This window comes from Lentibacillus cibarius, from assembly GCF_005887555.1.
In the GTDB taxonomy this organism is placed as follows: domain Bacteria; phylum Bacillota; class Bacilli; order Bacillales; family Amphibacillaceae; genus Lentibacillus; species Lentibacillus cibarius.
Map to the genome: position 1 here is coordinate 2,488,942 of NZ_VCIA01000001.1, position 26,893 is coordinate 2,515,834.

General features: G+C 44.3%; 19 protein-coding genes and 1 pseudogene. 19 read left to right on the plus strand and 1 reads right to left on the minus strand.

The window, feature by feature from the left end:
• Nucleotides 1–121 precede the first annotated feature (121 nt).
• A pseudogene (gene purH / locus FFL34_RS12235) lies at nt 122–1,644 on the plus strand (bifunctional phosphoribosylaminoimidazolecarboxamide formyltransferase/IMP cyclohydrolase).
• 97 nt (nt 1,645–1,741) lie between these two features.
• Nucleotides 1,742–3,010 carry a phosphoribosylamine--glycine ligase gene (purD, locus tag FFL34_RS12240; RefSeq protein ID WP_138603679.1) on the plus strand — a complete coding sequence of 423 codons (1,269 nt, stop codon included), beginning with the start codon at nt 1,742–1,744 and terminating at the stop codon, nt 3,008–3,010.
• Between the two features lie 120 nt (nt 3,011–3,130).
• Here purD and FFL34_RS12245 read toward each other — a convergent pair whose 3' ends face one another.
• A complete protein-coding gene (locus FFL34_RS12245; RefSeq protein ID WP_138603680.1) occupies nt 3,131–4,180 on the minus strand; it encodes an NAD(P)/FAD-dependent oxidoreductase in 1,050 nt (349 codons plus the stop codon).
• A 333-nt stretch (nt 4,181–4,513) separates the two neighbouring features.
• Here FFL34_RS12245 and FFL34_RS12250 point away from each other — a divergent pair, with 333 nt between their 5' ends.
• The 17 genes from FFL34_RS12250 (at nt 4,514) to FFL34_RS12330 (ending at nt 26,889) form a co-directional block, all read left to right on the plus strand.
• Nucleotides 4,514–5,074: an ABC transporter substrate-binding protein gene (locus FFL34_RS12250; protein ID WP_234031491.1), complete on the plus strand. Its 561-nt coding sequence runs from the start codon at nt 4,514–4,516 to the stop codon at nt 5,072–5,074.
• A gap of 741 nt (nt 5,075–5,815) precedes the next feature.
• Entirely contained in the window at nt 5,816–7,558 is a 1,743-nt protein-coding gene (locus tag FFL34_RS12255; RefSeq protein WP_138603682.1) for an adenine deaminase C-terminal domain-containing protein, read from the plus strand.
• Nucleotides 7,559–7,683: 125 nt separating this feature from the next.
• Entirely contained in the window at nt 7,684–8,745 is a 1,062-nt protein-coding gene (locus tag FFL34_RS12260; RefSeq protein ID WP_138603683.1) for a DUF3048 domain-containing protein, read from the plus strand.
• Nucleotides 8,746–8,763: 18 nt separating this feature from the next.
• Nucleotides 8,764–9,063, plus strand: coding sequence for a YerC/YecD family TrpR-related protein (locus FFL34_RS12265; RefSeq protein WP_138603684.1), 300 nt, complete (start codon nt 8,764–8,766; stop codon nt 9,061–9,063).
• A gap of 337 nt (nt 9,064–9,400) precedes the next feature.
• Nucleotides 9,401–10,096: a heptaprenylglyceryl phosphate synthase gene (gene pcrB, locus FFL34_RS12270; RefSeq protein WP_138603685.1), complete on the plus strand. Its 696-nt coding sequence runs from the start codon at nt 9,401–9,403 to the stop codon at nt 10,094–10,096.
• Between the two features lie 42 nt (nt 10,097–10,138).
• The gene (gene pcrA / locus FFL34_RS12275) at nt 10,139–12,340 is read left to right on the plus strand and encodes a DNA helicase PcrA (RefSeq protein WP_176960961.1); all 2,202 of its coding nucleotides are present in this window, start codon (nt 10,139–10,141) and stop codon (nt 12,338–12,340) included.
• Between the two features lie 14 nt (nt 12,341–12,354).
• The gene (gene ligA, locus FFL34_RS12280) at nt 12,355–14,358 is read left to right on the plus strand and encodes an NAD-dependent DNA ligase LigA (RefSeq protein ID WP_138603687.1); all 2,004 of its coding nucleotides are present in this window, start codon (nt 12,355–12,357) and stop codon (nt 14,356–14,358) included.
• Between the two features lie 10 nt (nt 14,359–14,368).
• Entirely contained in the window at nt 14,369–15,613 is a 1,245-nt protein-coding gene (locus FFL34_RS12285; RefSeq protein WP_234031492.1) for a CamS family sex pheromone protein, read from the plus strand.
• A 321-nt stretch (nt 15,614–15,934) separates the two neighbouring features.
• On the plus strand, nt 15,935–17,455 hold the full coding sequence (gene putP / locus FFL34_RS12290; RefSeq protein WP_138603688.1) for a sodium/proline symporter PutP: 1,521 nt from the start codon (nt 15,935–15,937) through the stop codon (nt 17,453–17,455).
• A gap of 470 nt (nt 17,456–17,925) precedes the next feature.
• Nucleotides 17,926–18,216 carry an Asp-tRNA(Asn)/Glu-tRNA(Gln) amidotransferase subunit GatC gene (gatC, locus tag FFL34_RS12295; protein WP_138603689.1) on the plus strand — a complete coding sequence of 97 codons (291 nt, stop codon included), beginning with the start codon at nt 17,926–17,928 and terminating at the stop codon, nt 18,214–18,216.
• A 12-nt stretch (nt 18,217–18,228) separates the two neighbouring features.
• On the plus strand, nt 18,229–19,698 hold the full coding sequence (gatA, locus tag FFL34_RS12300) for an Asp-tRNA(Asn)/Glu-tRNA(Gln) amidotransferase subunit GatA (protein WP_138603690.1): 1,470 nt from the start codon (nt 18,229–18,231) through the stop codon (nt 19,696–19,698).
• A complete protein-coding gene (gene gatB / locus FFL34_RS12305) occupies nt 19,695–21,125 on the plus strand; it encodes an Asp-tRNA(Asn)/Glu-tRNA(Gln) amidotransferase subunit GatB (protein ID WP_138603691.1) in 1,431 nt (476 codons plus the stop codon). Before gatA ends, gatB begins: the two co-directional genes overlap by 4 nt.
• A gap of 41 nt (nt 21,126–21,166) precedes the next feature.
• Nucleotides 21,167–21,388 carry a hypothetical protein gene (locus tag FFL34_RS12310; protein WP_138603692.1) on the plus strand — a complete coding sequence of 74 codons (222 nt, stop codon included), beginning with the start codon at nt 21,167–21,169 and terminating at the stop codon, nt 21,386–21,388.
• A gap of 35 nt (nt 21,389–21,423) precedes the next feature.
• On the plus strand, nt 21,424–22,338 hold the full coding sequence (locus FFL34_RS12315; protein ID WP_138603693.1) for a diacylglycerol kinase: 915 nt from the start codon (nt 21,424–21,426) through the stop codon (nt 22,336–22,338).
• 152 nt (nt 22,339–22,490) lie between these two features.
• Nucleotides 22,491–23,873: a 23S rRNA (uracil(1939)-C(5))-methyltransferase RlmD gene (gene rlmD / locus FFL34_RS12320; RefSeq protein WP_138603694.1), complete on the plus strand. Its 1,383-nt coding sequence runs from the start codon at nt 22,491–22,493 to the stop codon at nt 23,871–23,873.
• 189 nt (nt 23,874–24,062) lie between these two features.
• Nucleotides 24,063–25,130, plus strand: a complete 1,068-nt coding sequence (locus FFL34_RS12325) for a Fe(3+) ABC transporter substrate-binding protein (protein ID WP_138603695.1) — start codon at nt 24,063–24,065, stop codon at nt 25,128–25,130.
• 154 nt (nt 25,131–25,284) lie between these two features.
• Nucleotides 25,285–26,889, plus strand: a complete 1,605-nt coding sequence (locus tag FFL34_RS12330) for an ABC transporter permease (protein ID WP_171046440.1) — start codon at nt 25,285–25,287, stop codon at nt 26,887–26,889.
• Nucleotides 26,890–26,893: the final 4 nt, after the last annotated feature.

Here is a 26,893-nt window from a genome sequence, read left to right on the forward strand (position 1 = left end):
CCAAAGTTTGGATCAAAAACGCCAAAGTTTGGGACGAAAACGCCAAATGTTGCGTACCGCCATAAGAATCGGCTACGAATGTTACAGACAAAAGAAAATACGACAAAAGTGAGGAATTATGATGAAACGACGGGTATTGATAAGTGTTTACGATAAGCGTCATGTTACCGAATTTGCAACAGGTCTTATTGAGATGGGATATGAAATCATTTCAACCGGCGGAACGCTTAAACGGTTGCGAGATGCTGGACTTGACGCCATAGCTGTGGAGGATCTGACAGGTTTTTCCGAGATGCTTGATGGCCGTGTGAAGACGTTGCACCCAGCTGTCCAGGCTGGAATTCTGGCCAATCGGGGGCAGGACTTACATTTGCAACAGCTAGAAGACAGTGGCATTAAACCTATCGATCTAGTAGTGGTCAACCTTTATCCATTTAAACAAACGTTTGATCAACCAGATGCGACCGAGCAGACAATTATCGAGAATATTGATATTGGCGGGCCTACCATGCTGCGGGCAGCTGCGAAAAATTTTAACGATGTAGCGGCTGTCGTTGATCCTGCAGATTATGAAGCTGTCTTAGATGCCATTCGTAATGACGCACTGGACCGGCCCAAACGCAAAAAGCTGGCTGCAAAAGTATTTCGCCATACGGCCCAATATGATGCACTGATTGCTAATTATTTCACCGACGAATCGTTCCCGGAACATTATACGGTCACCTATGAAAAGAATCAGACACGAGATACGGCGAGAATCCACATCAAGAAGCGGCGTTTTATAAAAATCCATTTGACACACCAATGAGTCTTGCTGCTGCACATCAGTTACACGGTAAGCAGCTATCTTATAACAATATTCAGGATGCCAATGCGGCACTAGCTATGATTAATGAGTATCAGGCACCGGCAGCTGTTGCGGTTAAGCACATGAATCCAAGCGGTATCGGGGAGGCAGAAGATTTAAGCACTGCCTTTTCCAAGGCGTATGCGGCGGATCCGGTTTCTATTTTTGGCGGTATTGTTGCCTGTAACCGCACCGTGGACGCAGAGGTTGCCAGAAAATTGCGGGAGATTTTTCTAGAGATTGTTATTGCACCTCAATTTACCGAAGATGCGCTGGCGATTTTAACGGAAAAGAAAAATATTCGGTTATTGCAAGTAGAAATGGATCAAGCCCAGTCAGGCGGCCATCAGCTGATGACTGTTCATGGTGGTGTATTGATTCAGTCGACTGATGATGGATCCCTTTCCGATGACCAGCTAATCTACCCGACGGAAAAGCGGCCGACCGACTATGAGCTAACTGATTTGCAGTTCGCATGGAAAGCAGTCAAACATGTTAAATCCAATGCCATTGTCCTGGCGAAAGATGTGCAGACGATTGGTGTTGGCGCTGGTCAGATGAATCGGGTCGGTGCGGCGGAAATTGCGTTGAAACAGGCCGGAGCTAAGGCTGAAGGAGCAGTGCTTGCGTCTGATGCATTTTTCCCGATGCCAGACACGGTGGAAGCAGCAGCCAAAGCGGGGATTAGTGCCATCATTCAGCCCGGTGGTTCGAAGCGAGATCAAGATTCGATTGATATGTGTAACCAATATGGCATTGCGATGGTCTTTACAGGTATGCGGCACTTCAAGCATTGATGTGCAACGTTCATTCTTGAATCATACGTAAAATTACTTTGTCCGTTAAACAGTTAATATTATCAGAAAAACCCTAATGATGGAAGGTGTGTTTTGAATGAATCTGTTGGTAGTTGGAAGTGGCGGTCGGGAACATAGTTTGATCATGAAGCTGCGCGAGAGTGGCCGTGCTGATCAGATTTATGCGGCACCGGGAAATGGTGGTATTAGTAATTTTGCCACCTGCGTAAACATAAATGAAATGGACATGGAGCGGCTGGTGGAATTTGCTAGAGAGAAGGAAATTGACTTGACGATTGTCGGACCGGAAGCCCCGTTGCTTGCCGGAATCGCTGACAGATTTCATGAAGCAGGCCTTGCTATCTTTGCACCATCGCAGAAAGCTGCTTTGCTTGAGGGAAGCAAGCGCTATGCGAAAGACTTCATGCAGAAATATGATATTCCAACAGCCGATTATGCGAGTTTTACCAAAGCAACTGATGCAAAAGCCTATATAAACAAAATAGGTGCACCGGTCGTTGTGAAGGCTGATGGACTCGCTGCAGGCAAGGGTGTCGTTGTTGCCAACACAATTGAAGAAGCAGTCACCGCGGTGGATGAACTGACTGACGATGAGGAGGGTTCTCCGGGGATTGTGGTTGAGGAATGTCTCGTCGGAAGTGAACTCTCCTTGATGGCATTCGTCCATGACGGCAATGTTTTCCCGATGTTGCCGGCACGGGATTACAAACGAGCCTATGACGATGACGAGGGGCCAAACACCGGTGGGATGGGCGCATATGCTCCTGTGGCTGACGTCTCATCGGAAACATTAGAGAAAGTAAAGGAAAACATTTTGCAAGTGACAGCCGATGGAATCAAACAAGAAGGGCACCCGTTTACCGGCATACTGTATGCTGGGTTAATGATGACAGCAGATGGTCCGAAAGTCATTGAATTCAATGCTCGATTCGGTGACCCGGAAACACAGGTTGTTTTACCGCTGTTGCAAAATGATCTCTTGCAGGTGTTTCTCGATGTGCTGGATGGCAAGGATCCTGAACTAGAGTGGGAAGCAAAAAGCTGTGCCGGTGTGGTCCTGGCATCAGCTGGTTATCCGGGACCATATGAAAAAGGTGCACCGTTGCCGGAGTTGACAACGGACGAAAATTCATTTGTAGTGCACGCCGGAACCAGGGAAACGGCTGACGGAACCGTATCTGACGGCGGAAGGGTTCTTCTAGCCGGTGCAAAAGGGGATACCTTATCCGAAGCAATCCAGAGTGCTTACGATTGGCTGGATCAACACATCGATTCAGATGCCTTCTTTTACCGAAAAGATATAGCCCGGCCCACGATACCGTCGAAACTCACCACAAACAACTAGTATGAACTAGCTATAAGCAACTACAATTGTCACAACAACAGCCCACCCTTTCATTTCGAGGAGGGGCGGGCTGTATTTTTAGCTATGAGAGTTTTAAAGAAACCCCTGCTAATGGAAGTTTCATTTAATCATTTGCTCAATAATTTGTTTGTTGCGTTCCTCGAAAGCTTCGTTATGGGAGGAAACCATTGCTGTTTTAGCAGCGTCAGGTTCAATAAATTGTTTAGCCTGGTTAACTGCATTGGCCGCATCCTGAAAGGCACCGGCAATTAAGTTCAGTTTTCCTTCATGCATGAGGATGTCACCGGCAGCGTACAGTCCGTCCAGTGAAGATTCGCTTTTGGCGTTGCCGGAGACGAAATAGTCGTCTTCCATGGCAATATCAATATTACTATTATCAAGCAACGATGTATCGCGCTCATAGCCATGATTGACAATCACTGCATCCACCGGAAGATGATTGACCACTCCCGTCTGTTTATTCGTCAGCTCAACCTGTTCAATGGATTCGCCGTCGCTACTTGCAACAAGGTCGGTTATCGATGTGTGGAAGAAACAGACGACAGAGCCGTTCCTTAATTGGGTCGCCTGTGATTCGTGACAATCGAAATTATTTTTTCGGCAAGTGATGAAAACACGCTTGGCTATAGGCTCCAGCTCATTGGCCCAGTCGGTCGCCGAGCTGCCACCACCGGAGATAATCACAGTTTTATCCTTAAACTGTTGCAGTGACTCCACGGAATAGTACAGATTGGCATCCTCAAATTTTTCCGCGCCGCTGATTGCTAGTTTTTTAGGATTCAATATTCCGCTGCCGACTGCAATGATAACAGTTCGTGAATAATGTACATGACCTGAGGCGGCATGTAACTCATAAATGCCCTGTTCTGTACGGGTGATTGAATCAACTTTTTCATTGAGCACAACCTCAGGGTCGAACGTCAATCCTTGCTCAATCATCTGCTCTGTAAATTTTGCCCCAGTCAGTGGTGGCAATCCGCCAACATCCCAAACCATTTTTTGGGGATAAACGTGTACTTTACCACCTAAGTATGGTTGATATTCGATGACCTTTGTTTTTAATTCCCTGAGTCCGCTGTAAAATGCCGAAAACAAGCCGGCTGGACCGCCGCCAATAATGGTAACATCAAACAATTCATTATTAGTCAATGCCGTTCACTCCTCAGACCATGTGTAACTGATTATCATTCTCATTAAATTATACACGATTGAAGTATAAAAGAAAAGGTTGACAGGAAAAAAAGCGGCGTATATAGTTTGATTGTAAGAAAATGATAATCATTATCATTTGCGACGGTGTGGTAACCCCGTAGATTCACTTGATACATAACGAATAGGGCTTTTGGGGACGATACCACTGAAAAACCATATTGGGAGTGAACAGGATGAAGAAGTGGCTGTTGTTGATTGGTATTACTTTGCTGACATTATTAGCAGCATGCGGTACGGACGACAATCAAGAAAAAACGGATAATGGCTCAGATGACATACAGTAAGGAAGGTACAGCCAATATGTACGATGAATTGATGGGTGAATTCAAAACAATTGCGAAAGTAACGGGTAAAGAAAATGAAGCTGAACAGAAACTTGCTGATTTAGACGATTTTTATGATAAGCAAAAACAGCGCCTGGCTGATGCGGGGATAGAAGATGCAAAGTATTTACTGACAATGGCCTTCTCATCACAAAACTCCCCGATATTACGGCTATATGCAAATAATTCCTATCCGGTGCAGGCACTGAATAACATTGGGCTTACCAATGCATATGAAACCGATGAACCTCAAACATATGGGTTTTCAGAAATAGGCGTGGAGCCGCTACAGCGCTTTCAGGATGAAGACCTTCATTTCTTTTCTATTGTGCAGGAGGATGACAACATCTTTAAAAATCAACTCAAAGGTAATCCGGCGTGGGAGAATTTGAATTTTGTTGAAGGTGAGCGGGCGCATTATCTTCCAGGGGATACACCGGTCATTGGAGGTGTATCATCAGCAAAAGCACTCGTGAAACAGATGGTGGATACCATGGTAAATGAATAGTCATTGTGGGGCTGTTGGAAATAGCAGCGGAATCAATCAATCGATTCTGCTGCTATTTTTTATGCTGAGTGCCCGATTGCGGCCGTTGCACCTTCGTTAGGTCACTCATCGTCCTTATGAGTGCCCGATTGCGGCCGTTGCACCTTCGTTAGGTCACTCATCGTCCTTATGAGTGCCCGATTGCGGCCATGGCACCTTCGTTAGGTCGCTCATCGTCCTTATGAGTGCCCGATTGCGGCCGTTGCACCTTCATTCGGTCGCTCATCGTCCCTATGAGTGCCCGATTGCGGCCGTTGCACCTTCGTTAGGTCGCTCATCGTCCTTATGAGTGCCCGATCGCGGCCGTTGCACCTTCATTCGGTCGCTCATCGTCCTTATGAGTGCCCGATTGCGGCGTTGCACCTTCAATCGGTCACTCATCGTTCTTATGAGTGCCCGATTGCGGCCGTTGCACCTTCGTTAGGTCGCTCATCGTCCTTATGAGTGCCCGATTGCGGCCGTGTCACCTTCGTTAGGTCGCTCATCGTCCTTATGAGTGCCCGATTGCGGCCGTTGCACCTTCATTCGGTCGCTCATCGTCCCTATGAGTGCCCGATTGCGCTTGAATAACAAAAAACACTGCACAGCCACTAAGACACAAAATTGTCACAAAAGATTCACTTTCATTTTTGAAAACGCTACAGTATAAAATTGAAATATATGTTAAGATAGATAAAATCACATTTTGGAGCGTTGATTTGTATGTTAGAGAATAGATTTCAGTGGAGAAACCGTGAGTTGAGAGAGCATACATCGGTTATTGATGGGAAAGTTTCCCCGACAATCGTTTTAAAGAATGGAACGTATTTAAATACCTATACAAAACAATGGCAAAAGACGAACATCTGGATTATGCGTGACCGGATTGTGTACGTAGGTGACGAACTTCCGGAACAGTGTGCGTATGCAGAGGTTGTTGACTGTGACGGGAAATACCTTGTTCCCGGCTATATTGAGCCGCACGCACATCCTTTTCAATTATATAATCCTGAGGCGTTTGCCATGCACGGTGCGAGTTATGGCACGACGGCATATATTAATGACAATTTAATATGGAATTTTTTACTTAATAAAAAGAAAGCGTTTTCCTTACTAGGTGCACTCGAGCGTTTGCCTGTTTCCATGTATTGGTGGGCTAGGTTTGATTCACAGACGGCATTAAAAGATGAGGAAGAACTATTCAGTACCGACAATGTGCTTTCATGGTTAGAGCAACCATCTGTTATTCAAGGCGGGGAACTGACATCATGGCCAAGTTTGCTTGATGGTGATGACCGGCTTCTGTATTGGATTCAGGAAGCAAAGCGTCTTGGCATGCCTGTGGAAGGTCATCTCCCGGGTGCGTCTGAGCACACATTGACGAAGATGAAACTGTTAGGTGTTTCGGCGGATCATGAAGCGATAACCGGACAAGAGGTTATGCAGCGTTTACAGCTTGGGTATCAAGTAGGACTGCGTTATTCCTCTATCCGTCCTGATTTGCCTGTATTGATTGAGGAATTGCTTGCGGAAGGTTTGCAGTCATTTGACCATTTAATGATGACGACGGATGGATCAACGCCCGGATTCTATGAAAATGGTATTATGAATGTTTGTGTTGAAATTGCTATTGAAAAAGGTATCCCGTTAGCAGATGCATACCGGATGGCCTCGCATAATGCGGCAAATTATTACGGGCTTATCGAGGAACTTGGCTGTATAGCACCCGGTCGGCTGGCTAATATTAATATATTGCAACATAAAGCGGATCCGCATCCGATAAGTGTTCTCTCTAAGGGAAAATGGATTGGAAAAAGTGATGCAGAAAAACAACCATCTCAAAAAGTTGATTGGGCTAGCCATGATATTCGGCCTATTGCATTCACATGGGATTTAACAATGGAAGATATGCAGTTTTCTGTTCCGCTTGGCTTGTATCTCAAAAACGATGTGATTATTAAGGCTTATGCAATCAACACGGACGTAACCGTTGATATCATTCCGTCTAATACGGATGATGCCTTTTTAATGCTGATGGACCGGAATGGACAGTGGCGTGTCAATACTGCCATTAAAGGGTTTACCAATCGATTGGGCGCCTTGGTAAGTTCGTATTCGACAACTGGTGACATTGTCTTTATTGGAAAAAGTAAACAGGATATGCTACTTGCGTGGAAACGAATGAAAGAACTTGGCGGGGGCATTGTTATCGCTCATGATGGAGAGATTTTGTTCGAGTTGCCTTTAACATTGTCCGGAAGTATGTTTGCAGGAAGCATAACCGATTTGATGGAGAAAGAAAAAGATTTAAAACAACTGCTGAAGGATTTCGGTTATCCGTTTCGTGATCCTATTTATACGATTTTATTCCTATCCTCAACGCATTTGCCGTACATTCGTGTTACCCAGCAGGGCATCATTGATGTGAAGAAACGTGAAGTCCTCTTTCCAGCGATCATGCGATGACGTATAATGAAAGCTAAGGAATATATGACATCGAAGAACGCACAGATTTCTATTAAACTGGTTAACTGTACCTTGGCAAAATGGGAACAGTTAACCGGGTCATTGATGATCAAAGGGGTGGAATTTTGAAGAAGTTATTTTTCTTCCTTATGTTGGCCATGCTGCTATTGGTTGCTGCATGCTCCGACAAAGAGGGGAAAACAGCAGAGGACAATGAAACAAAAGCAAATGAAACGGATGAGAAAGAACAGGCCAAGGCGTCACCTAAAAAGGCTCATACGTTTCCGCTAACAGGAGTGAAAACAGAAAATCCAGCAGAAGACAGGATTGTCGGTGTGATGGTCAATAATCACCGCAAGGCACGACCGCAAACAGGACTTTCTAAGGCGGATATTGTCTTTGAGATTCTCGCGGAAGGTCAGATTACCCGTTTTCTAGCCTTGTTTCAGAGTGAAAAACCTGACGTTGTAGGCCCGGTGCGCAGTGCAAGGGAATACTATTTCGAATTGGCAAGCGGTTATGGAGCTTTGTACGTTTATCACGGAGCAGCTAATTTTGTCAATGACATGATCAAAAGTAGGCAAATAGAACATCTGGACGGCGCTTTGTATGATGATGACGGTCATTTGTTTGAACGGGGGTCATTACGGAGAGCACCACATAATTCGTATCTACAGTTTGGGGCGGTATATGACGTCGCCCAGAACAAAGGTTACAATATTACCCATTCGTATGAGCCGCTTTCCTTCGCATCAAGGGAAGAAGCGGCAGCTATTAAAGGCGATGCTGCCAACCAAGTTAAAATTGTGTATTCTAATAGACTGATGAATATTGTAAAATATAAGTATGATAAAAACAGCGAAACATATGCACGATACAGTGACGGAGAACAAACGGTCGAACGACATACGAACGAGCCAATCACGATAGACAATATTTTTATTGTAGAAACACCGCATCAAGTGATTGATAATGCGGGCCGGCGGGCAATTGATATAACCTCAGGTGGGAATGCGTATCTAATTCAGAAAGGGAAGATCCGAAAAGTTCAATGGGAAAACCGTGATGGCCGGATTATTCCTGTCAAAGACGGAGAACCTGTTAACTTTGTAGCCGGTAAAACATGGATAAATATAATCCCATCTAATCCGGGCTTATCTCAGTCGGTCACAGTAACAAATGAATAGAAAGCAGGTGGTGTCACCATGCAAATTGATAAATTGCGCGGAAAACAGCTAGATCAGTTGTTTGACGCCATTCTTTCATTGGAGGATAGCGAGGAATGTTATAAGTTTTTTGATGATATTGCAACAATGTCAGAAATAAATGCCTTGGCACAGCGGTTGCAAGTAGCCAAAATGCTGCGGGAAGGCCATACATATAGCGCTATTGAAGAGGAGACAAATGCCTCAACGGCAACCATTTCGCGCGTGAGACGCTGTATCAACTATGGCAGTGATGGCTATAAAATTGTGCTGGACCGCATAGAGGACAGGGATGAATAAAGCGAATTTCAATCAGTGGGGTTTTATCCCCCACTCATCCCCTTAGTCTGACCTTCCTGGAATAAACGAGCCACCGTCTCTCCCCTTAAGATAGCCGCTCTATTTCTAACTTCTACTTATAAACAGCCTCCGTAAATACTCTCACTGCATTACTCCAAACATAAAACAAAAACAAACCAACAAAAATCACTAAATTCCAAGCGCATTTTTTGATATACTTTAAGAGGTTGTTCACACGTACTTTAAGAATCAATTGAAAAAGAAATCTATTATAGGGGCTGGACTGATGAAATGAAAAAGCAATTTGTCCGGCAACTAAGCTGATGGAGGATGAACGTTGAATTATTCTATAAGCGAATGGAAACACTTATTTAAACTTGATCCTGCCAAGGAAATTTCTGATGATGATATTAACGCAATCTGTGAATCAGGGACCGATGCTGTTATCGTAGGGGGCACGGATGGTGTGACACTGGATGGCGTGCTAGATCTCTTGGCCCGCATCCGCCGGCATACTGTTCCATGTGTTCTTGAAATTGCTAATATGGAATCCATTACGCCTGGTTTTGACTACTACTTCATCCCAATGGTCATGAACACGACAGACAAGAAGTGGATGATGGATCTGCAGCACCAGGCAATCAAGGAATATAAGGAACTCATCAACTGGGATGAAATGTTTGTTGAAGGTTATTGCATTTTAAATGAGGATGCGAAAGCGTTCCAAAAAGCAAAATGTGCGATGCCCGATGCTGAAGATGTGGCAGCTTATGCCCATATGGCGGAGCATGTGTTTCACTTGCCGATTTTTTATATGGAGTACAGTGGAACATACGGCGATCCGGAACTTGTTAAAAGCGTTAAAAGTGAACTGCATCATACAAAGCTTTTCTATGGTGGCGGCATTGAAAATAACTTTCAAGTACGGGAAATGAAGGAACATGCTGATGCTATCATTGTCGGAAATCTGATTTATGATAACATCAAACAGGCATTGAAAACAGTCAAGGCAGTGAATGAACGAACAAAATAAAAATTGCATCTCTTAAAGGTGGTGTCATTGTTGAGTCAAACAATGGATAAATTACTTAACGGATTAAATAACGAACAGAAAAAGGCCGTTCAACATACGGAGGGACCGCTTTTGATTATGGCCGGAGCGGGAAGTGGTAAGACGCGTGTGCTAACACACCGGATTGCCTACCTGCTTAAGGAAAAGGATGTTTCACCAAGAAGCATTCTAGCCATTACGTTTACGAATAAAGCAGCACGCGAGATGAAAGAGCGTGTGAACAAACTTATTGGTGCAGGAGGTGAACAAATCTGGGTCTCCACTTTCCATTCGATGTGTGTGCGCATCCTTCGACGGGATATTGACCGGATTGGCTATAGCACCAATTTCACGATTCTTGACAGCAGTGATCAGCTGTCAGTTATTAAGCAGATTTTAAAGGATTTAAATATTGATACGAAAAAGTTTGATCCACGTGGTATGCTAGGTCAGATTAGCGGGGCTAAAAATGAACTGATTACACCGGAAGCATACAGTAAGCAAGTCGGTGATTTCTTTCAGCGTCAGGTTGCTCAAGTTTATGAACGCTATCAGAAAACATTGCAGAAAAATCAGGCGCTCGATTTTGACGATTTGATTATGCAGACGATTCATTTATTCAAGCGTGTGCCGGAAGTGCTGGAATACTATCAGCGGCGGTTTCAGTATATCCATGTTGATGAGTATCAGGATACAAACCATGCGCAATATTATCTTGTGAAACAGCTGGCAAGCCGGTATCAGAATCTGTGTGTTGTAGGTGACTCCGATCAGTCGATTTATCGCTGGCGCGGTGCGGACATCTCTAATATTCTGTCTTTCGAGGAAGATTATCCGTCGTCACGCACCATCTACCTAGAGCAAAATTATCGGTCAACGAAATCAATCCTGGACGCAGCGAATACCGTTATCGGACATAACTCCGGCAGAAAACCAAAAAACTTGTGGACGGAAAATGACGATGGTCAAAAGATTCACTACTTTCAGGGGGCAACCGAACAGGAAGAGGCGCTGTATGTAACAGATAAGATTCAGGCGTTGACGCAGGAGGGCGATTTTACCCTGAATGATATGGCTATTCTGTACCGAACGAACGCCCAGTCGCGTGCGATAGAGGACACGTTGATGAAATCGAATATCGCCTATCAGATGGTTGGCGGTACCAAATTCTATGATCGGAAAGAAATAAAGGATTTAATCGCGTACTTGCGTTTAATTACTAATCCTAATGATGATATCAGTTTTGAGCGAGTTGTGAATGTGCCAAAACGCGGAATCGGGAAAACATCTGTTGAGAGACTGCGTTCGTATGCAGCTGAAGAAGGTATATCTTTTTCCCAGGCAGTGAAAGAAATTGATTTTGTCGGTGTAACGAAAAATGCTGCTAAAACGTTGTCAGAATTCGAGCGCTTCATCCACAGCCTTGCTCAGCAGCAAGAATTTCTGACAGCTACGGATATGGTGGATACCGTTTTAGAGCGGACAGGCTATGAGGAAATGCTGAAGAATGAACGGAGCCTGGAATCGCAAAGCAGGCTGGAAAACTTGGAAGAGTTTAAAACGGTCACACAGGAATTTGAAGAGGGGGCCGATGATAAGACACTTGTCGCCTTCTTGACTGATCTTGCCCTGGTTGCGGATATTGACCGTGTGGATGATGAGGAAGCAGAAAATGAACCGAAAGTCACCATGATGACATTGCACGCCGCTAAAGGTTTGGAATTCCCGGTCGTATTCTTAGTCGGAATGGAGGAAAATGTCTTCCCGCACAGCCGGTCTATGATGGACAATGAGGAAATGGAAGAAGAACGTCGGCTTGCCTATGTAGGAATCACTAGGGCCGAACAGGAACTCCACCTCACACATGCGAAAATGCGCACCTTATACGGGAAAACCAATATGAACCCAATTAGTCGGTTTATCAATGAAATCCCGGAAGACCTTGTTGATGGAATTGAAGAAGCACGTGCCACGATGTATGGTTCCATCAGTAAATCCAACCAAAAACCAGCACCGAAGCGCCGTGCCAGTAAAATTGAGCAGACATCCGGAGCAGAATCAGAAGTATGGAGTCCCGGTGACAAGGCAGCGCATAATAAGTGGGGTGTCGGCACCGTTGTCAAGGTACAGGGGGAAGGCGAATCGATGGAACTTGACATCGCATTCCCGGCACCGACAGGCATCAAACGTTTACTTGCTAAATTCGCACCAATCACGAAACAATAGGAGGTGCCGCAGCAATGGAAAAAGAACAAGCACAAGCGCAAATCGAAAAATTGCGGGAGCGATTGAACCATTATAATCATGAATACTATGTACTTGATGCGCCAAGCGTTCCTGATGCGGAATACGACAAAAAGATGCAGGAACTCATTCAACTGGAAAACAACTTTCCCGAGCTGGTCACTGCGGATTCCCCTTCGCAGCGAGTTGGAGGTGAACCTTTGGATGCCTTTCAAAAAGTCCAGCACCGCATCCCCATGCTCAGTCTCGGAAATGCCTTCAATGAAACCGATTTGCGTGACTTCGCGCGTCGTGCCAGTCAGGGAGTCGATGCGCCGATTTCGTTCGTATGTGAATTGAAAATTGATGGTCTTGCCGTGTCACTAACCTATGAAGACGGGAAATTGGTACGTGGTGCAACCCGCGGAGACGGGACGACCGGCGAGGATATTACGAGCAATTTAAGAACCATCCGCAGCATCCCGCTGTCTATCCCGGAACAAAGCGCTATGGAGGTACGCGGGGAAGCGTTTATGCCACATCAATCGTTCCTTAAACTAAACGAAGCGCGCAAAGCCAATGGGGACGAGCCATTTGCCAACCCTCGTAATGCTGCTGCCGGATCACTCCGGCAGCTAGACCCGAAAATTGCAGCCAAGCGCCATCTTGACATTTTTCTTTATAGTGTCGGCGAGTGGGAAGCCGGCTCACTGGAATCACATAGTGAGCGACTGGAATATCTGGAAGAGCTTGGATTCAAAACAAATCCGGAATGGCGGAAGTGTGCAACGATTGATGACGTCATAGCATTTGTCCGGTATTGGGAGCAAAAACGTCCTGATCTGGATTATGAAATCGATGGCATTGTCGTCAAGGTGGATAATCTTGAGCAACAAGAAGCATTAGGATTTACTGCTAAAAGTCCGCGTTGGGCAATTGCTTATAAATTCCCAGCCGAAGAAGTACTTACAACCTTACGTGATATCGAACTAAGTGTCGGCCGGACCGGTGTCATTACGCCGACAGCCATTCTTGATCCTGTACGGGTTGCCGGTACAACCGTTAAACGTGCTTCACTGCATAATGAAGACTTGATCCGGGAAAAGGACATCCGGCTCGGCGATACGATTGTTATTAAAAAAGCCGGAGACATCATTCCGGAAGTGGTTCGTGTGGTAGAGGATGAACGCACTGGTGATGAAAAAACATTTTCCATGCCTGATAAATGTCCGGCATGCGGCAGTGATCTTGTCCGGCTTGAAGAAGAAGTTGCGTTGCGCTGCATTAATCCGAACTGTCCGCAACAGTTGAAAGAGGGACTCATTCATTTTGTCTCCCGGGAGGCAATGAATATAGACGGACTTGGTGAAAAAGTAATCCACCAGCTGTTCCAACATGAACTCGTCCATACGATTGCCGATCTCTATCGTTTGCAGCGGGAAGAATTATTACAGCTTGAACGAATGGGTGAAAAATCAGTTGACAATCTGTTGCGTGCTATTGAAACGTCCAAAACAAATTCACTGGAACGGCTTTTGTTTGGACTGGGAATTAGGTTCGTTGGGGCTAAAGCGGCCCGGACACTCGCAGCTCACTTTCAAACAATGGAGAATTTACAACAGGCGACGTTTGCTGATGTGGTTGCCATTAATGAAATCGGTGAAAAAATGGCCGATTCAATCACTCGCTATTTTGCAGAAGAGCATGTGAAAGACCTGCTTCGTGAACTGAAATCCCTTGGGCTTCATATGACTTACGATGGTCCCGCACAGCAGGTAACAAGAGAAGATACGGCGTTGTCCGGCAAGACGGTTGTTTTGACAGGGAAAATGGAAACATTCACCCGCTCCGACGCTAAAGCGTTAATCGAACAGTTAGGCGGAACCGTAACGGGTAGCGTCAGTAAGAAAACAGATATCGTCGTTGCCGGGGAAGATGCCGGTTCAAAATTGGAAAAGGCCGAAGAACTGGGTATCACGGTTTGGAATGAACAGCAGCTTAGCGAAGTTTTAGACCAATAAGAGGTGGAACATGTTGAAAAAAGTATTGTTATGGCTGGCCATCACACTCCTGATTCTGTCAGGCTGTGCACCATCATTAAATAATAATGAAGATGAAGTGGTGGAAAAGGAAAATGATACAAAACAGCAGGAGAAGTCAATCGTCCCCAGTTACCAGTTGTCTGACGAGAATTACCGAACCATTCTACCGTATCGCACTAGTTCTTCGCGTGGGGTGATTACGAACCAGGTGATGAACCGAATGGACATCGGCGAAATGGAGACAGGCTTGCGGCGTCTTTCTAAAGCTTATTATGATCCGGAAAAATATTTTTTTGAAGAAGGACAATACTTAACTTCCGATATGCTGTACAAATGGTTGGACCGGGACGTAACGAAAGACCAGTTGGAAAAGGCACTTAACAAACGGGTGAAACAGCTTGAGAAAAATGGCTCGAAGGTAGACGAGGAAGATAAGGAAGCGATTAGAACAGAACTTCAGCTGGGGCTGAACCCTGCCATTGCGGATGATGAATCCAAAGAGCAACAGAAAGAAAACCCGAAATATTTGACGCATATACTGGAACACAATTTCCTGAAAAAGAATGAAGACAACACTGTCAAACTTATCGGAGCATCCATTGGCATTGCAATGAAGTCCGACTATGCCTTTCAGACAGAAATCGGCGGACCGACTTATCATAAGAAAATAGATAAAAAAACGATGCTGAAAAAAGGAAAGCAAATAACACAAACTGTTCTTGAGCGTGTGAGGAAAGTCGATGGGATGAGTGATATCCCAATCATGTTTGCACTCTATCGGGAGGAAGAGCAAGGTTCTCCTGTTCCTGGAAGCTATGTAGCCAAGACGCAGGTATCCGGCGGGGATATGACGATCGGTGACTGGGAAACTGTCAATGAAGAAAACATCCTTTTCCCATCGGATGAAGGTGAAAAGAAATATTATGATCAGCAACAGCTCATTAACGACTTCAGTAATAAAATACAAGAATACTTTCCTAATTACGTGGGTGTTATTGGAGAAGGATTTTACGTTAATGAAGAACTGCAAAAGCTGACATTGGAAATTCCATTGGAGTTCTTCGGAAAAGGTGAAGTAATTGGATTTACACAGTACACCTATGGACTTATTCAGGAAATGTTCCAGAACTACTATGAACTGGAAGTCAAGATTAAGACTAATAAGCGAATGGAAAGTGTTATATACCGTGAAGCCGGGGATAAAGATCCAGTTGTTCATATTTTCGATAAATGAATGGGACATATAAAGTATTAGTTGCCTGAGATAGTATTGAGAACTATTTCAGGCTTTTTTTCTGGTTTATAAATCTTATAAAGTCGGAAAACGTGCGGCTTTTTTGTTATTTATGCGAAAATTGTATTTGTTTGTCGTATTGATATAAATTATAATAGTATTAACATTATGAAGCATAGATTGAATTAAAGGATAAAAAGGTGGTGAAACGCTGTGGAATATGCTATTTCAGGTGCAACATGGATGTGGCTGTTCATTCCGATGCCGATATTAATTGTGTTATCCATTATTACATTAATAACAGAAGGGAGGCAAAAGTAAATGGAGCTAGAGACTTTAATAACGTTTATCGTTTACCTTATCGGGATGCTTGTGATTGGTATTATTATGTATAGAATGACAAATGACTTATCGGATTATGTCCTTGGCGGGCGCAAATTAGGGCCTGGAGTGGCAGCGCTCAGTGCGGGTGCTTCGGATATGAGTGGGTGGCTCTTGCTGGGATTGCCTGGGGCTATTTATGCTTCAGGGCTGGCAGAAGCCTGGATGGCAATCGGTTTGTCTACGGGGGCGTATTTGAATTGGCAATTTGTAGCTAAACGACTGCGAGTCTATACGGAAGTTGCTAATAATTCTATTACCATTCCGGATTTTTTGGAGAATCGCTTTAAAGACCGTTCCCATTTTCTTCGTGTTATTTCAGCACTGGTGATTCTATTATTCTTTACCTTTTACACGTCATCGGGAATGGTAGCAGGTGCGAAATTATTTGAGGCATCATTCGGCTTACCTTACCAATCTGCTTTGTGGATTGTGACAATTGTGATTGTGTCGTACACTTTGCTTGGCGGTTTTCTAGCTGTTGCTTGGACAGATTTTCTGCAAGGGATACTAATGTTTATTACATTAATTGCAGTCCCCATTGTTGCTATCAATCAAATTGGCGGTTGGGATGCAACAGTGCAGGCAGTTGGTGAGATAAGCCCAGCACATCTAAACATGATCGAGGGAGTAGGCATTATTGCCATTATTTCATCGATTGCTTGGGGACTTGGCTATTTTGGTCAGCCGCATATTATTGTCCGCTTTATGGCAATGCGTTCACCGAAAGATGTACCGAAAGCAAGATTTATTGGAACTACTTGGATGATTATTGGACTTTATGGCGCAATTTTTACTGGTCTTGTCGGTTTGGCTTATATCAATACCCAGGATGTGTCGATATTAAGTGAATATGGCATATCAGTTGTTACGGAGAATGGTGTACAAACGCTGGCGGACACGGAGAAAATCTTTATCGCATTTTCACAACTGCTGTTTCATCCGGTGATTTCCGGTATACTGCTGGCCGCAATTTTAGCAGCAATCATGAGTACGATTGACTCACAATTGCTTGTATCATCATCGGCTGTGGCTGAAGACTTTTACAAGGCCATTTTCCGACGTCATGCTACAGACAAGGAGCTGGTCTGGATTGGACGGGTGGCAACGCTTGTTATTGCATTAATTGCGACAGTTATCGCCATCAATCCGGAGAGTTCAGTACTTGATTTGGTAAGTTACGCATGGGCAGGCTTTGGTGCTGCATTCGGGCCAACGATCTTACTGGCACTTTTCTGGCGCGGCATTACACGTAACGGCGCATTGGCTGGAATAGTGGTCGGAGCGGTTACTGTCATCATCTGGGGTGACTTCCTATCAGGTGGCATTTTCGAATTGTACGAAATTGCACCAGGATTTCTCCTCAACCTGATTGCTGCGGTTGTCGTCAGTATATCCGGCAAATCCTCCGACGGTGTTGAGGAGGAGTTTGATAAGACGGTGGCTGAGTTGCATAAATAGTAGGTAAAGCACGATCTCTGGTGGGGCCGCTCCTTCCAGTAGGCGAAATGCTTGAATGTTATCATAACTAGTATGTGAAATCGTAAAGGGTTTCACATACTAGTTTTTTTTGATTGATGTTGTTCGCTCAGGCGGATGATGAGAGCCCGCATCAGAGTCTCGCATCCATATTCGGTCGTTCAAATGAGTGATGAAAGCCCGAATTAGAGTTTCGGGCTCCTATTTGGGCACTCATGCAAGTGATGAGAGCCCGCACCAGCACCGCGCACTTGTATTTGGTCACTCATACCCGAGATAACGTTCTAGCCAGAGCGCCACATCCACATCCAAACATTCATTACCCGAATAAGCACCTGTTTCTTCTGATTTATTTGCTTATTGGTCACGAACTTTGCTATTATCAATAGTGTCTTTAACTAATGGTAACGACGATTTAACAAACTAACATTACTATTTTGGGGGTGCCCGTTTTGAGTGATATTTCTACAGATCAGGTGAAGCATGTTGCGAATCTGGCGCGACTTGCTGTTACCGAAGAAGAAGCTGACATGTTTGCCAAACAGCTCAGTTCCATCATCGACTATGCCGAACAGCTGAATGAATTGGATACAACGAATGTAGAACCGACAACGCATGTTCTGGATTTGAAAAACGTGATGCGTAACGATGAGCCAAAAGACTGGATATCAAAAGAAGATGCATTGCAGAATGCACCGGACAAGCAGGATGGCTATTTCCGCGTGCCGTCCATTTTGGAATAAGGAGGGATTGGTATGGCTTTATTTGACCATAGCATCAAACAATTGGAAGAAATGCTTGACCGAAAAGAGATTTCTGCCGAAGATTTGGTCAACGCTTCGTATGACCGGATTAACGAAGTCGATAATCAAATCGGGGCGTTTTTGACATTGAATGAAGAGGATGCCCGTAATCAGGCAAAACAGTTGGATGCTGCGCCGGACAAAGAAGGGCGCTTATTCGGCATTCCGGCCGGTATTAAGGATAATATTGTTACAAAGGATTTACGCACGACATGCGGCAGTCAGTTTTTAAGGAACTTTGATCATCCGCTTTATAATGCCACGGTCGTGGACAAGCTGCAGACGGAAAAGAACGTTACTATCGGCAAATTGAATATGGATGAATTTGCCATGGGCTCATCTACTGAAAACTCGAGTTTGGCGCTTACTCGAAATCCATGGAACACAGATTATGTCCCAGGTGGATCGAGTGGTGGATCCGCAGCGGCCGTCGCGGCAGGTGAAGTGCTATTTTCACTTGGGTCTGACACCGGCGGATCAATTCGTCAGCCGGCATCTTTCTGCGGTGTCGTTGGCATGAAACCTACATATGGACGCGTTTCCCGGTTTGGCCTTGTCGCATTTGCATCATCACTTGATCAGATTGGGCCGCTTACACGAAACGTGGAGGATAATGCACGGGTGCTCGAGGTTATCTCCGGCGAGGATAAAATGGATGCAACTAGTGCTAATGTTGACGTACCTTCGTATACGGACGCCCTGACTGGTGACGTCAAAGGGATGAAAATTGCTGTTCCAAAAGAATATCTTGCAGAGGGCGTCGCACCGGAAGTGAAAGAAGCTGTAATGAAAGCCCTGAAAGTGTATGAAGATCTTGGAGCTGAATGGGAAGAAGTATCCCTGCCGCATTCCAAATATGCAGTAGCAGCATATTATTTACTGGCTTCATCAGAAGCGTCGGCCAACTTGGCGCGTTTTGACGGGGTTCGTTATGGTGTGCGCTCGGATAAAGCGGATAACATGATCGATATGTTCAAGCTTTCCCGCAGTGAAGGATTTGGTGAAGAAGTTAAACGCCGAATCATGCTCGGAACGTTTGCCCTGAGCTCGGGGTATTATGACGCTTATTATAAAAAAGCCCAGCAAGTACGTACGCTGATTCGTAACGACTTTGAGAAAATCTTTGAAAACTATGATGTCGTCATCGGGCCAACTGCACCGACACCGGCTTTCAAAATCGGTGAGAATATCGATGATCCACTGACCATGTATGCCAACGATATTTTAACCATTCCGGTAAATTTGGCCGGCGTACCAGGGATTTCTGTACCGTGTGGCTTTTCCGGAGAAGGGCTTCCAATTGGCCTGCAAATTATCGGCAAAGCCTTTGATGAACGGACTGTTTACCGCACGGCACATGCATATGAGCAGGCGACCGAACATCATCTACAACGTCCGCAGCTGGGAGGTGGCAAACGATGAACTTCGAAACAATTATCGGACTTGAAGTACACGTAGAGTTAAAGACAGATTCCAAAATTTTCAGCTCAAGCCCGAATGCGTTCGGTGATGAACCAAATACCAACGTTAATCCAATCGACCTTGGATATCCGGGTGTGCTGCCAGTATTGAACGAAGAGGCGGTCAATTTTGCGATGAAAGCAGCGATGGCGCTAAATTGTGATATTGCTACAGATACCAAATTTGACCGAAAAAATTATTTTTATCCAGATAATCCGAAAGCATATCAAATTTCTCAGTTTGATAAGCCGATTGGCGAAAATGGCTGGATTGAGATTGACGTTAATGGTACGAAAAAACGCATCGGCATAACACGGCTGCACTTGGAGGAGGACGCTGGTAAACTTACCCACCAGGATGACGGCTATTCGCTGGTAGACTTCAACCGGCAGGGCACGCCACTTGTTGAGATTGTTTCCGAACCTGATATAAGCTCACCGGAAGAGGCGTATGCCTATTTGGAAAAACTGAAAAACATTATCCAATATACAGGGGTTTCCGATTGTAAAATGGAGGAAGGCTCGCTCCGGTGTGACGCCAACTTGTCCATTCGTCCAATCGGGCAGGAGGAATTTGGTACAAAAACCGAACTGAAAAACTTGAACTCGTTCTCCTTTGTTCAGAAAGGGTTAGAGTTTGAAGAAAAGCGGCAGGAAAAAGAGCTGCTGAACGGTGGTGAAATTCTTCAGGAAACACGCCGGTATGACGAGAAGAAAAAAGAAACCATTCTAATGCGTGTGAAAGAGGGTTCAGATGACTATCGCTATTTCCCTGAGCCTGATCTTGTGCCACTTTATATCGATGAAGAATGGAAAGAACGCATTCGCCAGCAGATTCCGGAATTGCCTGACGCACGATTGCAGCGGTATATCAATGAATTAGGACTGCCTGCATATGACGCCGCTGTCCTAACCAATTCCAAGGAAATGTCTGATTTCTTTGAGGAAGCAGTCCAAAACGGAGCGGACATTAAACAAGCATCTAACTGGCTGATGGGTGATGTTTCCGGTTATATGAACAAGCATTACAAAGAACTGCATGAATTGGCTTTAACACCGAAAGCACTGGCAAAAATGATCAAGTTAATCGAGGATGGCACCATTTCTTCCAAGATCGCTAAAAAAGTATTCGCTGAACTTGTGGAAAAAGGCGGCGATCCGGATAAAATTGTTAAGGAAAAAGGCCTTGCCCAAATTTCGGATGAAGGCCAATTGACTGAAATCATCACCAAGATTCTTGATGAGAATGAACAATCAATCATCGACTACAAAAACGGAAAAGACCGCGCGATTAAATACCTTGTCGGCCAGGTTATGAAAGCAACAAAAGGACAGGCAAACCCGCCGATGGTTAACAAAATTTTGCAAGCAGAGATTGATAAACGATAAATGAGCTGGAAACGCCAGATTCTAGTGTGGAAACGCCAGAATTGGAACCAGAAACGCCAGATTCGAGTGTGAAATCGCCAGAACTAAAGTTGAAAACGCCAGATTCAAATGAAAAAGCGTTTAACCCTTTTGTTTCAGGCATGCTTATTCCGTCTCAATCAATAAGGGTTCGATTAGGACCGCTGCCAAATAACGGCAGCGGTCGACTTTTTCCGAAAAACTTTTCAAAACAGACAAAAAGAGCTATGATGGATATTGGTTGAAAAATCGTAACGATGAAGCAGTGGGGAGGGGCATTATGAAAAGAGCCCGTATCATTTACAATCCAACATCCGGTAGAGAAGCATTCAAACGGGAATTACCGACTGTTTTGGAGCGGTTTGAAATCGCTGGGTATGAAACATCTGCTCACGCAACAACGTGTGAAGGGGATGCTACCAGAGCGGCGAGAGTAGCTGCTGAGCGTCATTTCGACTTGGTAGTTGCTGTCGGTGGTGATGGAACAATCAATGAAGTCATTAACGGACTCGCTGAACAGGCATATCGTCCAAAACTCGGCATTATCCCGACCGGTACGACGAACGATTTCGCCCGGGCACTGTGGATTCCCCGTAACATTGAAAGAGCTGTTGACGTTATTTTAGCCGGGCAGTCCATGCTTATTGACATCGGTCGTGTCAACGGTCATCATTTCATGAATATCGCTGGCGGCGGCAAACTGACGGAATTGACGTATGAAGTTCCAAGCAAGCTGAAAACGATGCTTGGTCAACTTGCTTATTATATGAAGGGGATTGAAATGCTCCCGTCGCTGAAGCCGACGCATGCCAGGATTGAATACGATGGAACGGCTATTGAAGAAGATATTATGCTGTTTCTAGTATCTAATACAAACTCGGTTGCCGGGTTTGAAAAGCTGGCACCTAATGCAAAGCTGGATGATGGTTTATTTGATTTACTGATTCTTAAAAAGATGAACTTGGCTGAATTTGTCCGCATCGCTACCCTTGCACAAAGAGGAGCTCACCTTGATGATAAGCGGATCATTTACACACAGGCCAAACATATAAGTGTAGAAACAGACGACAAAATGCAATTGAACATCGATGGTGAGTTTGGCGGGATGCTACCAGGAGAATTCCTGAACTTGCAGCAGCATATTGAAGTATTCACGCCGGAGAATTTTTTGGAAAAACATCATGGGGAAAGCTAATAGAGTAAAACCAATGAAATGACATTAATGTTCATTGGTTTTTTTATCGTATCGTTTTTTCGTTACTTGCATTAGGGATGTTTGATATAAAAGCACTCACCGGATATGCTAAGATGGGAAGTACATACACGCGCGAAAAGGAAGATTGCACAATGGCCAAACAATCAGCACCAGTCAAAAAGAACCAAACCGTCACGCTGACATTTGAAGATTTAACACACGAAGGTAATGGCGTCGGGAAGATCAACGGTTACCCGCTGTTTGTCCCCTATGCTTTACCTGGGGAAGTGGGAGACGTAAAGGTCGTCAAGGTGAAGAAAAACTTTGGATTCGGGAAACTGCTTGATTTGCATACGTCCAGTCCGGAGCGAGTCGAGCCGCCTTGTGACGTGTTTTATAAATGTGGTGGATGCCAGCTCCAGCATATGAGTTATGACGCCCAGCTAACGATGAAACAGGACCAGGTTAGAAATACGTTGAAAAAGATTGCCCACCTTGAACACGTTCAGGTCCACCCGACGATAGGCATGAAAGACCCGTGGCGTTACCGCAATAAAGTGCAGATGCCTGTCGGGGCTAAAGCAGACGGTGAGCTTATTACTGGTTTTTACCAAAAGCGTAGCCACCGAATTATTGAAGGTATGGAAACATGCATCATACAGGATGAGGAAAATGATCGTATGGTGGAGGCAGTGCGCCGAATCGCGGATAGGCTTGGTATCACTGCTTACGATGAGGAAACCGACCAGGGCGTTCTGCGCCATATCATGGTTCGGACGGGAGAGGAAACGAACGACGCGATGATTATCCTGGTGACACGTACGCAAAAACTGCCACACCGGGATGAACTCGTAAAAGAATTGACAGGAACATACCCGCATATTAAATCTATTGTCCACAATATTAATGACAAGCAGACGAACGTTATCCTCGGCAAAAAAACGGAAATCGTCTGGGGCGACGCATATATTTATGACAAAATCGGCGACGTCACATTCGCCATTTCCCCGCAGTCGTTTTATCAGGTCAATCCGAAGCAGACGAAAGTGCTGTATGAAAAGGCGATGGAATACGCACAAATAAGCAGTACGGATACGGTTGTCGATGCCTATTGCGGGATAGGTACGATTTCTCTGTTTCTCGCACAGCAGACCAAGCAAGTTTACGGTGTGGAGGTCGTCCCCGAAGCAGTCGAGGACGCCAAGAAAAATGCCACTCTTAATGGCATTACCAATGCGGCATTTTATGTCGGAGAGGCAGAAAAAGTCATGCCATGGTGGACTGCCCAAGGCATGCGTCCGGATGTCATCGTTGTTGATCCGCCAAGAAAAGGGTGTGACGAAGAATTGCTGAAGGCGATGACCGATATGCAACCGGAGCGGATTGTCTATGTGTCCTGTAACCCATCCAAGCTCGCCCGGGACTTACGAATACTTGAAGACAGCGGTTATGAAGTCAAAGAAGTGCAACCAGTGGACATGTTTCCACAGACGATGCATGTTGAATGTGTGAGCTGGCTGGAAAAGAGAACATAGCCGTTGAAAAAGGGATTGATGTACGGTGATCCGAAAAAGAACTTGTGTTTACGAAGCATTCACCTCGTGTCATGCTTCGTATGTGTTACCAAAAAGATTAATAATTCCCTTGACTTAGAAGCTAATATGCTTAATAATGTAATGTGAAATTGATAATCATTATCAAATAAAAGGAAGGAGTTACATAGCATGTACAAAAAAATCTTATTCTATAGTTTTCTGGTTTTATCCATGCTTGTCTTAGCTGCTTGCGGGAATGATTCATCCAATGAAGATAAATCACCTAGTGAGGATGAGGCATCCGGTGAGGATGAAGTTAACCTTTATACGAGCCGTCATTATGATATTGATGGCGAACTTTACAAGCAGTTTGAAGAAGAAACAGGTGTGAAGGTTAATGTTATTGAAGGCAGTGCGGATGAGTTAATCGAACGTATGAAACGCGAAGGAGAGCAAACGGCTGATTTATTCTATACAGCTGATGCGGGGCGCCTGCATCGTGCTAAAGAACAAGAGCTGCTGCAAAGTGTGGACAGTGACGTTTTGAACGAAAACATTCCTGAAAAATTAACCGATGCTGACAAGCAATGGTTTGGATTGACAAAACGTGCCCGTGTTATCGTTTATCATAAAGATCGTGTTGATCCCAGCGAGCTCTCCACATATGAAAATTTAGCTGATTCGAAGTGGGAGGACCGTATACTCATTCGTTCATCCGAGAATATTTACAATCAGTCGCTCTTAGCTTCGTTTATCGAATTAGACGGCCGTGATGAAGCAAAAGCCTGGGCAGAAGGTGTTGTCGACAATATGGCCCGGGAACCACAAGGCGGCGACCGTGATCAGGCTAAAGGTGTTGCTGCCGGCGTAGGTGATATTGCGGTCATGAACACATACTACCTCGGTGGGATGCTAAATTCAGACGATAAGGAAGAAGTAAAAGTGGCTAAGCAATTAGGTGTCTTTTTCCCTAACCAGGATACGACCGGGACCCATGTGAACGTAAGTGGCATTGGTGTTACAAAACACGCTGAAAACAAAGAAAATGCCGTTAAACTGGTTGAATTTCTTTCATCTGAAGACGTGCAGAAACAGTTTGCAAGTGCTAACTATGAGTACCCTGTTAACCCTAACGTTGAGCCGGCTCAGACTTTAAAAAAGTGGGGAGATTTTAAAGAACAGGATATTAACTTGTCTATCTTAGGCGAAAACAATCCAGAAGCAGTGAAAATATTTAATGAAGTTAATTGGAAGTAAAAGTAAGACACTCATCAGGTTGTTTTATATAAACAACCTGATTTGTCCATTTTTGGACAATTGATAAATTATCCTTACATAGCATACGAAATCGTTGTAAGATGGATGGTGTGATCGTTTGAAGGGCGTGAACGTGTTGAAATGGTTTAGAGACATGAGAAGCAATCTTAACACTTGGACGGTACTAAGCATCTTATTTGTCGTTCTTATATTACTGCCAAGTCTATCCATCATCCTGCAATTTTCTGCTGAAACAAATGAGAATTGGGATCATATCAAGGAATACATGCTTGACACATATATCGTTAATTCGGTCATACTCATTTTATTTGTTGGATTTTTTTCAGCGATTATTGGATCAAGCTTGGCATGGCTCATTTCCGCATACGACTTTCCGTTACGCGGGTTTTTTCAATGGGGGCTGATTTTGCCTTTAGCCATCCCTCCTTATATCGGTGCTTATACATATCATGGTATACTTAATTATACGGGCGTGATTCAAACGACTTTAAGAAATCAATGGGATGTTACCGTGAATCAGCAATATTTTAATATTATGAACATGCCCGGGGCTATTTTTATATTTTTGATTTTTCTATTTCCCTACGTCTTCACAATTACGAAAGCTTTTCTTGCTAGACAATCAACATCATTAGTTGAAAATGCTCGTATACTTGGAACCAGTTCGTGGCGAATTTATTTTAAAATCGTCTTGCCTATTGCGAGAGCTTCCATCGTAGCAGGTGTCAGTCTGGTCATACTCGAAGTACTCAATGATTATGGTGTCGTGAAGTACTACGGGATTAAAACCTTTACAACAGCAATTTTCCAGACGTGGTTCGGATTAGGAGATCTCGGATCAGCTATCAAATTATCGGGCACACTAATGTTACTCATTTTAGGTTTAATTATTTTAGAACGAATACTACGTGGCCGTAAACGTTTCAGCTTTACGACGACCAAAGTTACGTTACTGCAACCGGTCAAGTTAAAAGGCAGTAGTAAATGGCTGGCGTTTAGTTATTGCATGTTTGTTTTTACAATTGCTTTTATCATTCCTTTTACTCAATTGGTTTATTGGGCATTTTTAACTTACAATCAAGGTTTTTCCACGGAGTTTTTACGAGTTATTGGAAACACTGTTTTTGTCGCCTTCGCTGCGGCAGCCATGATTACCATTATGGCCGTTGTCATTGGCAATATCTCGAGACTCAATCGCGGTTTGATAGCAAAAGTTTTTCCCAAGGTGACGATTTTAGGCTATTCTATACCTGGTGCAGTTATCGCTGTAGGTATTGTATCGCTCTTTATTAGTATTGATGAAGTTATCTATCAATGGGGGTGGGCATCTTCATATATACTGAGTACAAGTATTGTCATGCTCATTTTTGCTTATATCGTTCGTTATTTGGCTGTCGCCTATAATTCAATTGAATCCGGATTTGAACGCATTGGCATACATTTTACGGAGGCATCACGAATGCTTGGCAATAATGTTACAAAGTCCTTCTTTAAAGTAGATGTCAAGCTTATCCGGGGGGCTATCTTCGGCGGATTTATCCTTGCTTTTATTGATATATTAAAGGAATTACCGTTAACATTGATTTTGAGACCATTTAATTTTGAAACACTTGCGACGAATGCTTTTAATTATGCAACGAATGAAATGATTCAGCAAGCTGCTATCCCGTCCATTTTAATTATATGCATTAGTGCTTTATCGATATATTTTTTCCATTATGTTTTAGAAAGGGAGTAATCCT

What these genes read in the sequence shown, in the direction of transcription:
- pcrA (WP_176960961.1), top strand. Translation starts at nt 10,139, where the DNA reads ATGGATAAATTACTTAACGGATTAAATAACGAACAGAAAAAGGCCGTT.
- FFL34_RS12250 (WP_234031491.1), top strand. Translation starts at nt 4,514, where the DNA reads ATGACATACAGTAAGGAAGGTACAGCCAATATGTACGATGAATTGATG.
- FFL34_RS12315 (WP_138603693.1), top strand. Translation starts at nt 21,424, where the DNA reads ATGAAAAGAGCCCGTATCATTTACAATCCAACATCCGGTAGAGAAGCA.
- FFL34_RS12325 (WP_138603695.1), top strand. Translation starts at nt 24,063, where the DNA reads ATGTACAAAAAAATCTTATTCTATAGTTTTCTGGTTTTATCCATGCTT.
- gatB (WP_138603691.1), top strand. Translation starts at nt 19,695, where the DNA reads ATGAACTTCGAAACAATTATCGGACTTGAAGTACACGTAGAGTTAAAG.
- FFL34_RS12330 (WP_171046440.1), top strand. Translation starts at nt 25,285, where the DNA reads ATGAGAAGCAATCTTAACACTTGGACGGTACTAAGCATCTTATTTGTC.
- FFL34_RS12255 (WP_138603682.1), top strand. Translation starts at nt 5,816, where the DNA reads ATGTTAGAGAATAGATTTCAGTGGAGAAACCGTGAGTTGAGAGAGCAT.
- gatA (WP_138603690.1), top strand. Translation starts at nt 18,229, where the DNA reads ATGGCTTTATTTGACCATAGCATCAAACAATTGGAAGAAATGCTTGAC.
- FFL34_RS12265 (WP_138603684.1), top strand. Translation starts at nt 8,764, where the DNA reads ATGCAAATTGATAAATTGCGCGGAAAACAGCTAGATCAGTTGTTTGAC.
- FFL34_RS12285 (WP_234031492.1), top strand. Translation starts at nt 14,369, where the DNA reads ATGTTGAAAAAAGTATTGTTATGGCTGGCCATCACACTCCTGATTCTG.
- putP (WP_138603688.1), top strand. Translation starts at nt 15,935, where the DNA reads ATGGAGCTAGAGACTTTAATAACGTTTATCGTTTACCTTATCGGGATG.
- rlmD (WP_138603694.1), top strand. Translation starts at nt 22,491, where the DNA reads ATGGCCAAACAATCAGCACCAGTCAAAAAGAACCAAACCGTCACGCTG.
- purD (WP_138603679.1), top strand. Translation starts at nt 1,742, where the DNA reads ATGAATCTGTTGGTAGTTGGAAGTGGCGGTCGGGAACATAGTTTGATC.
- ligA (WP_138603687.1), top strand. Translation starts at nt 12,355, where the DNA reads ATGGAAAAAGAACAAGCACAAGCGCAAATCGAAAAATTGCGGGAGCGA.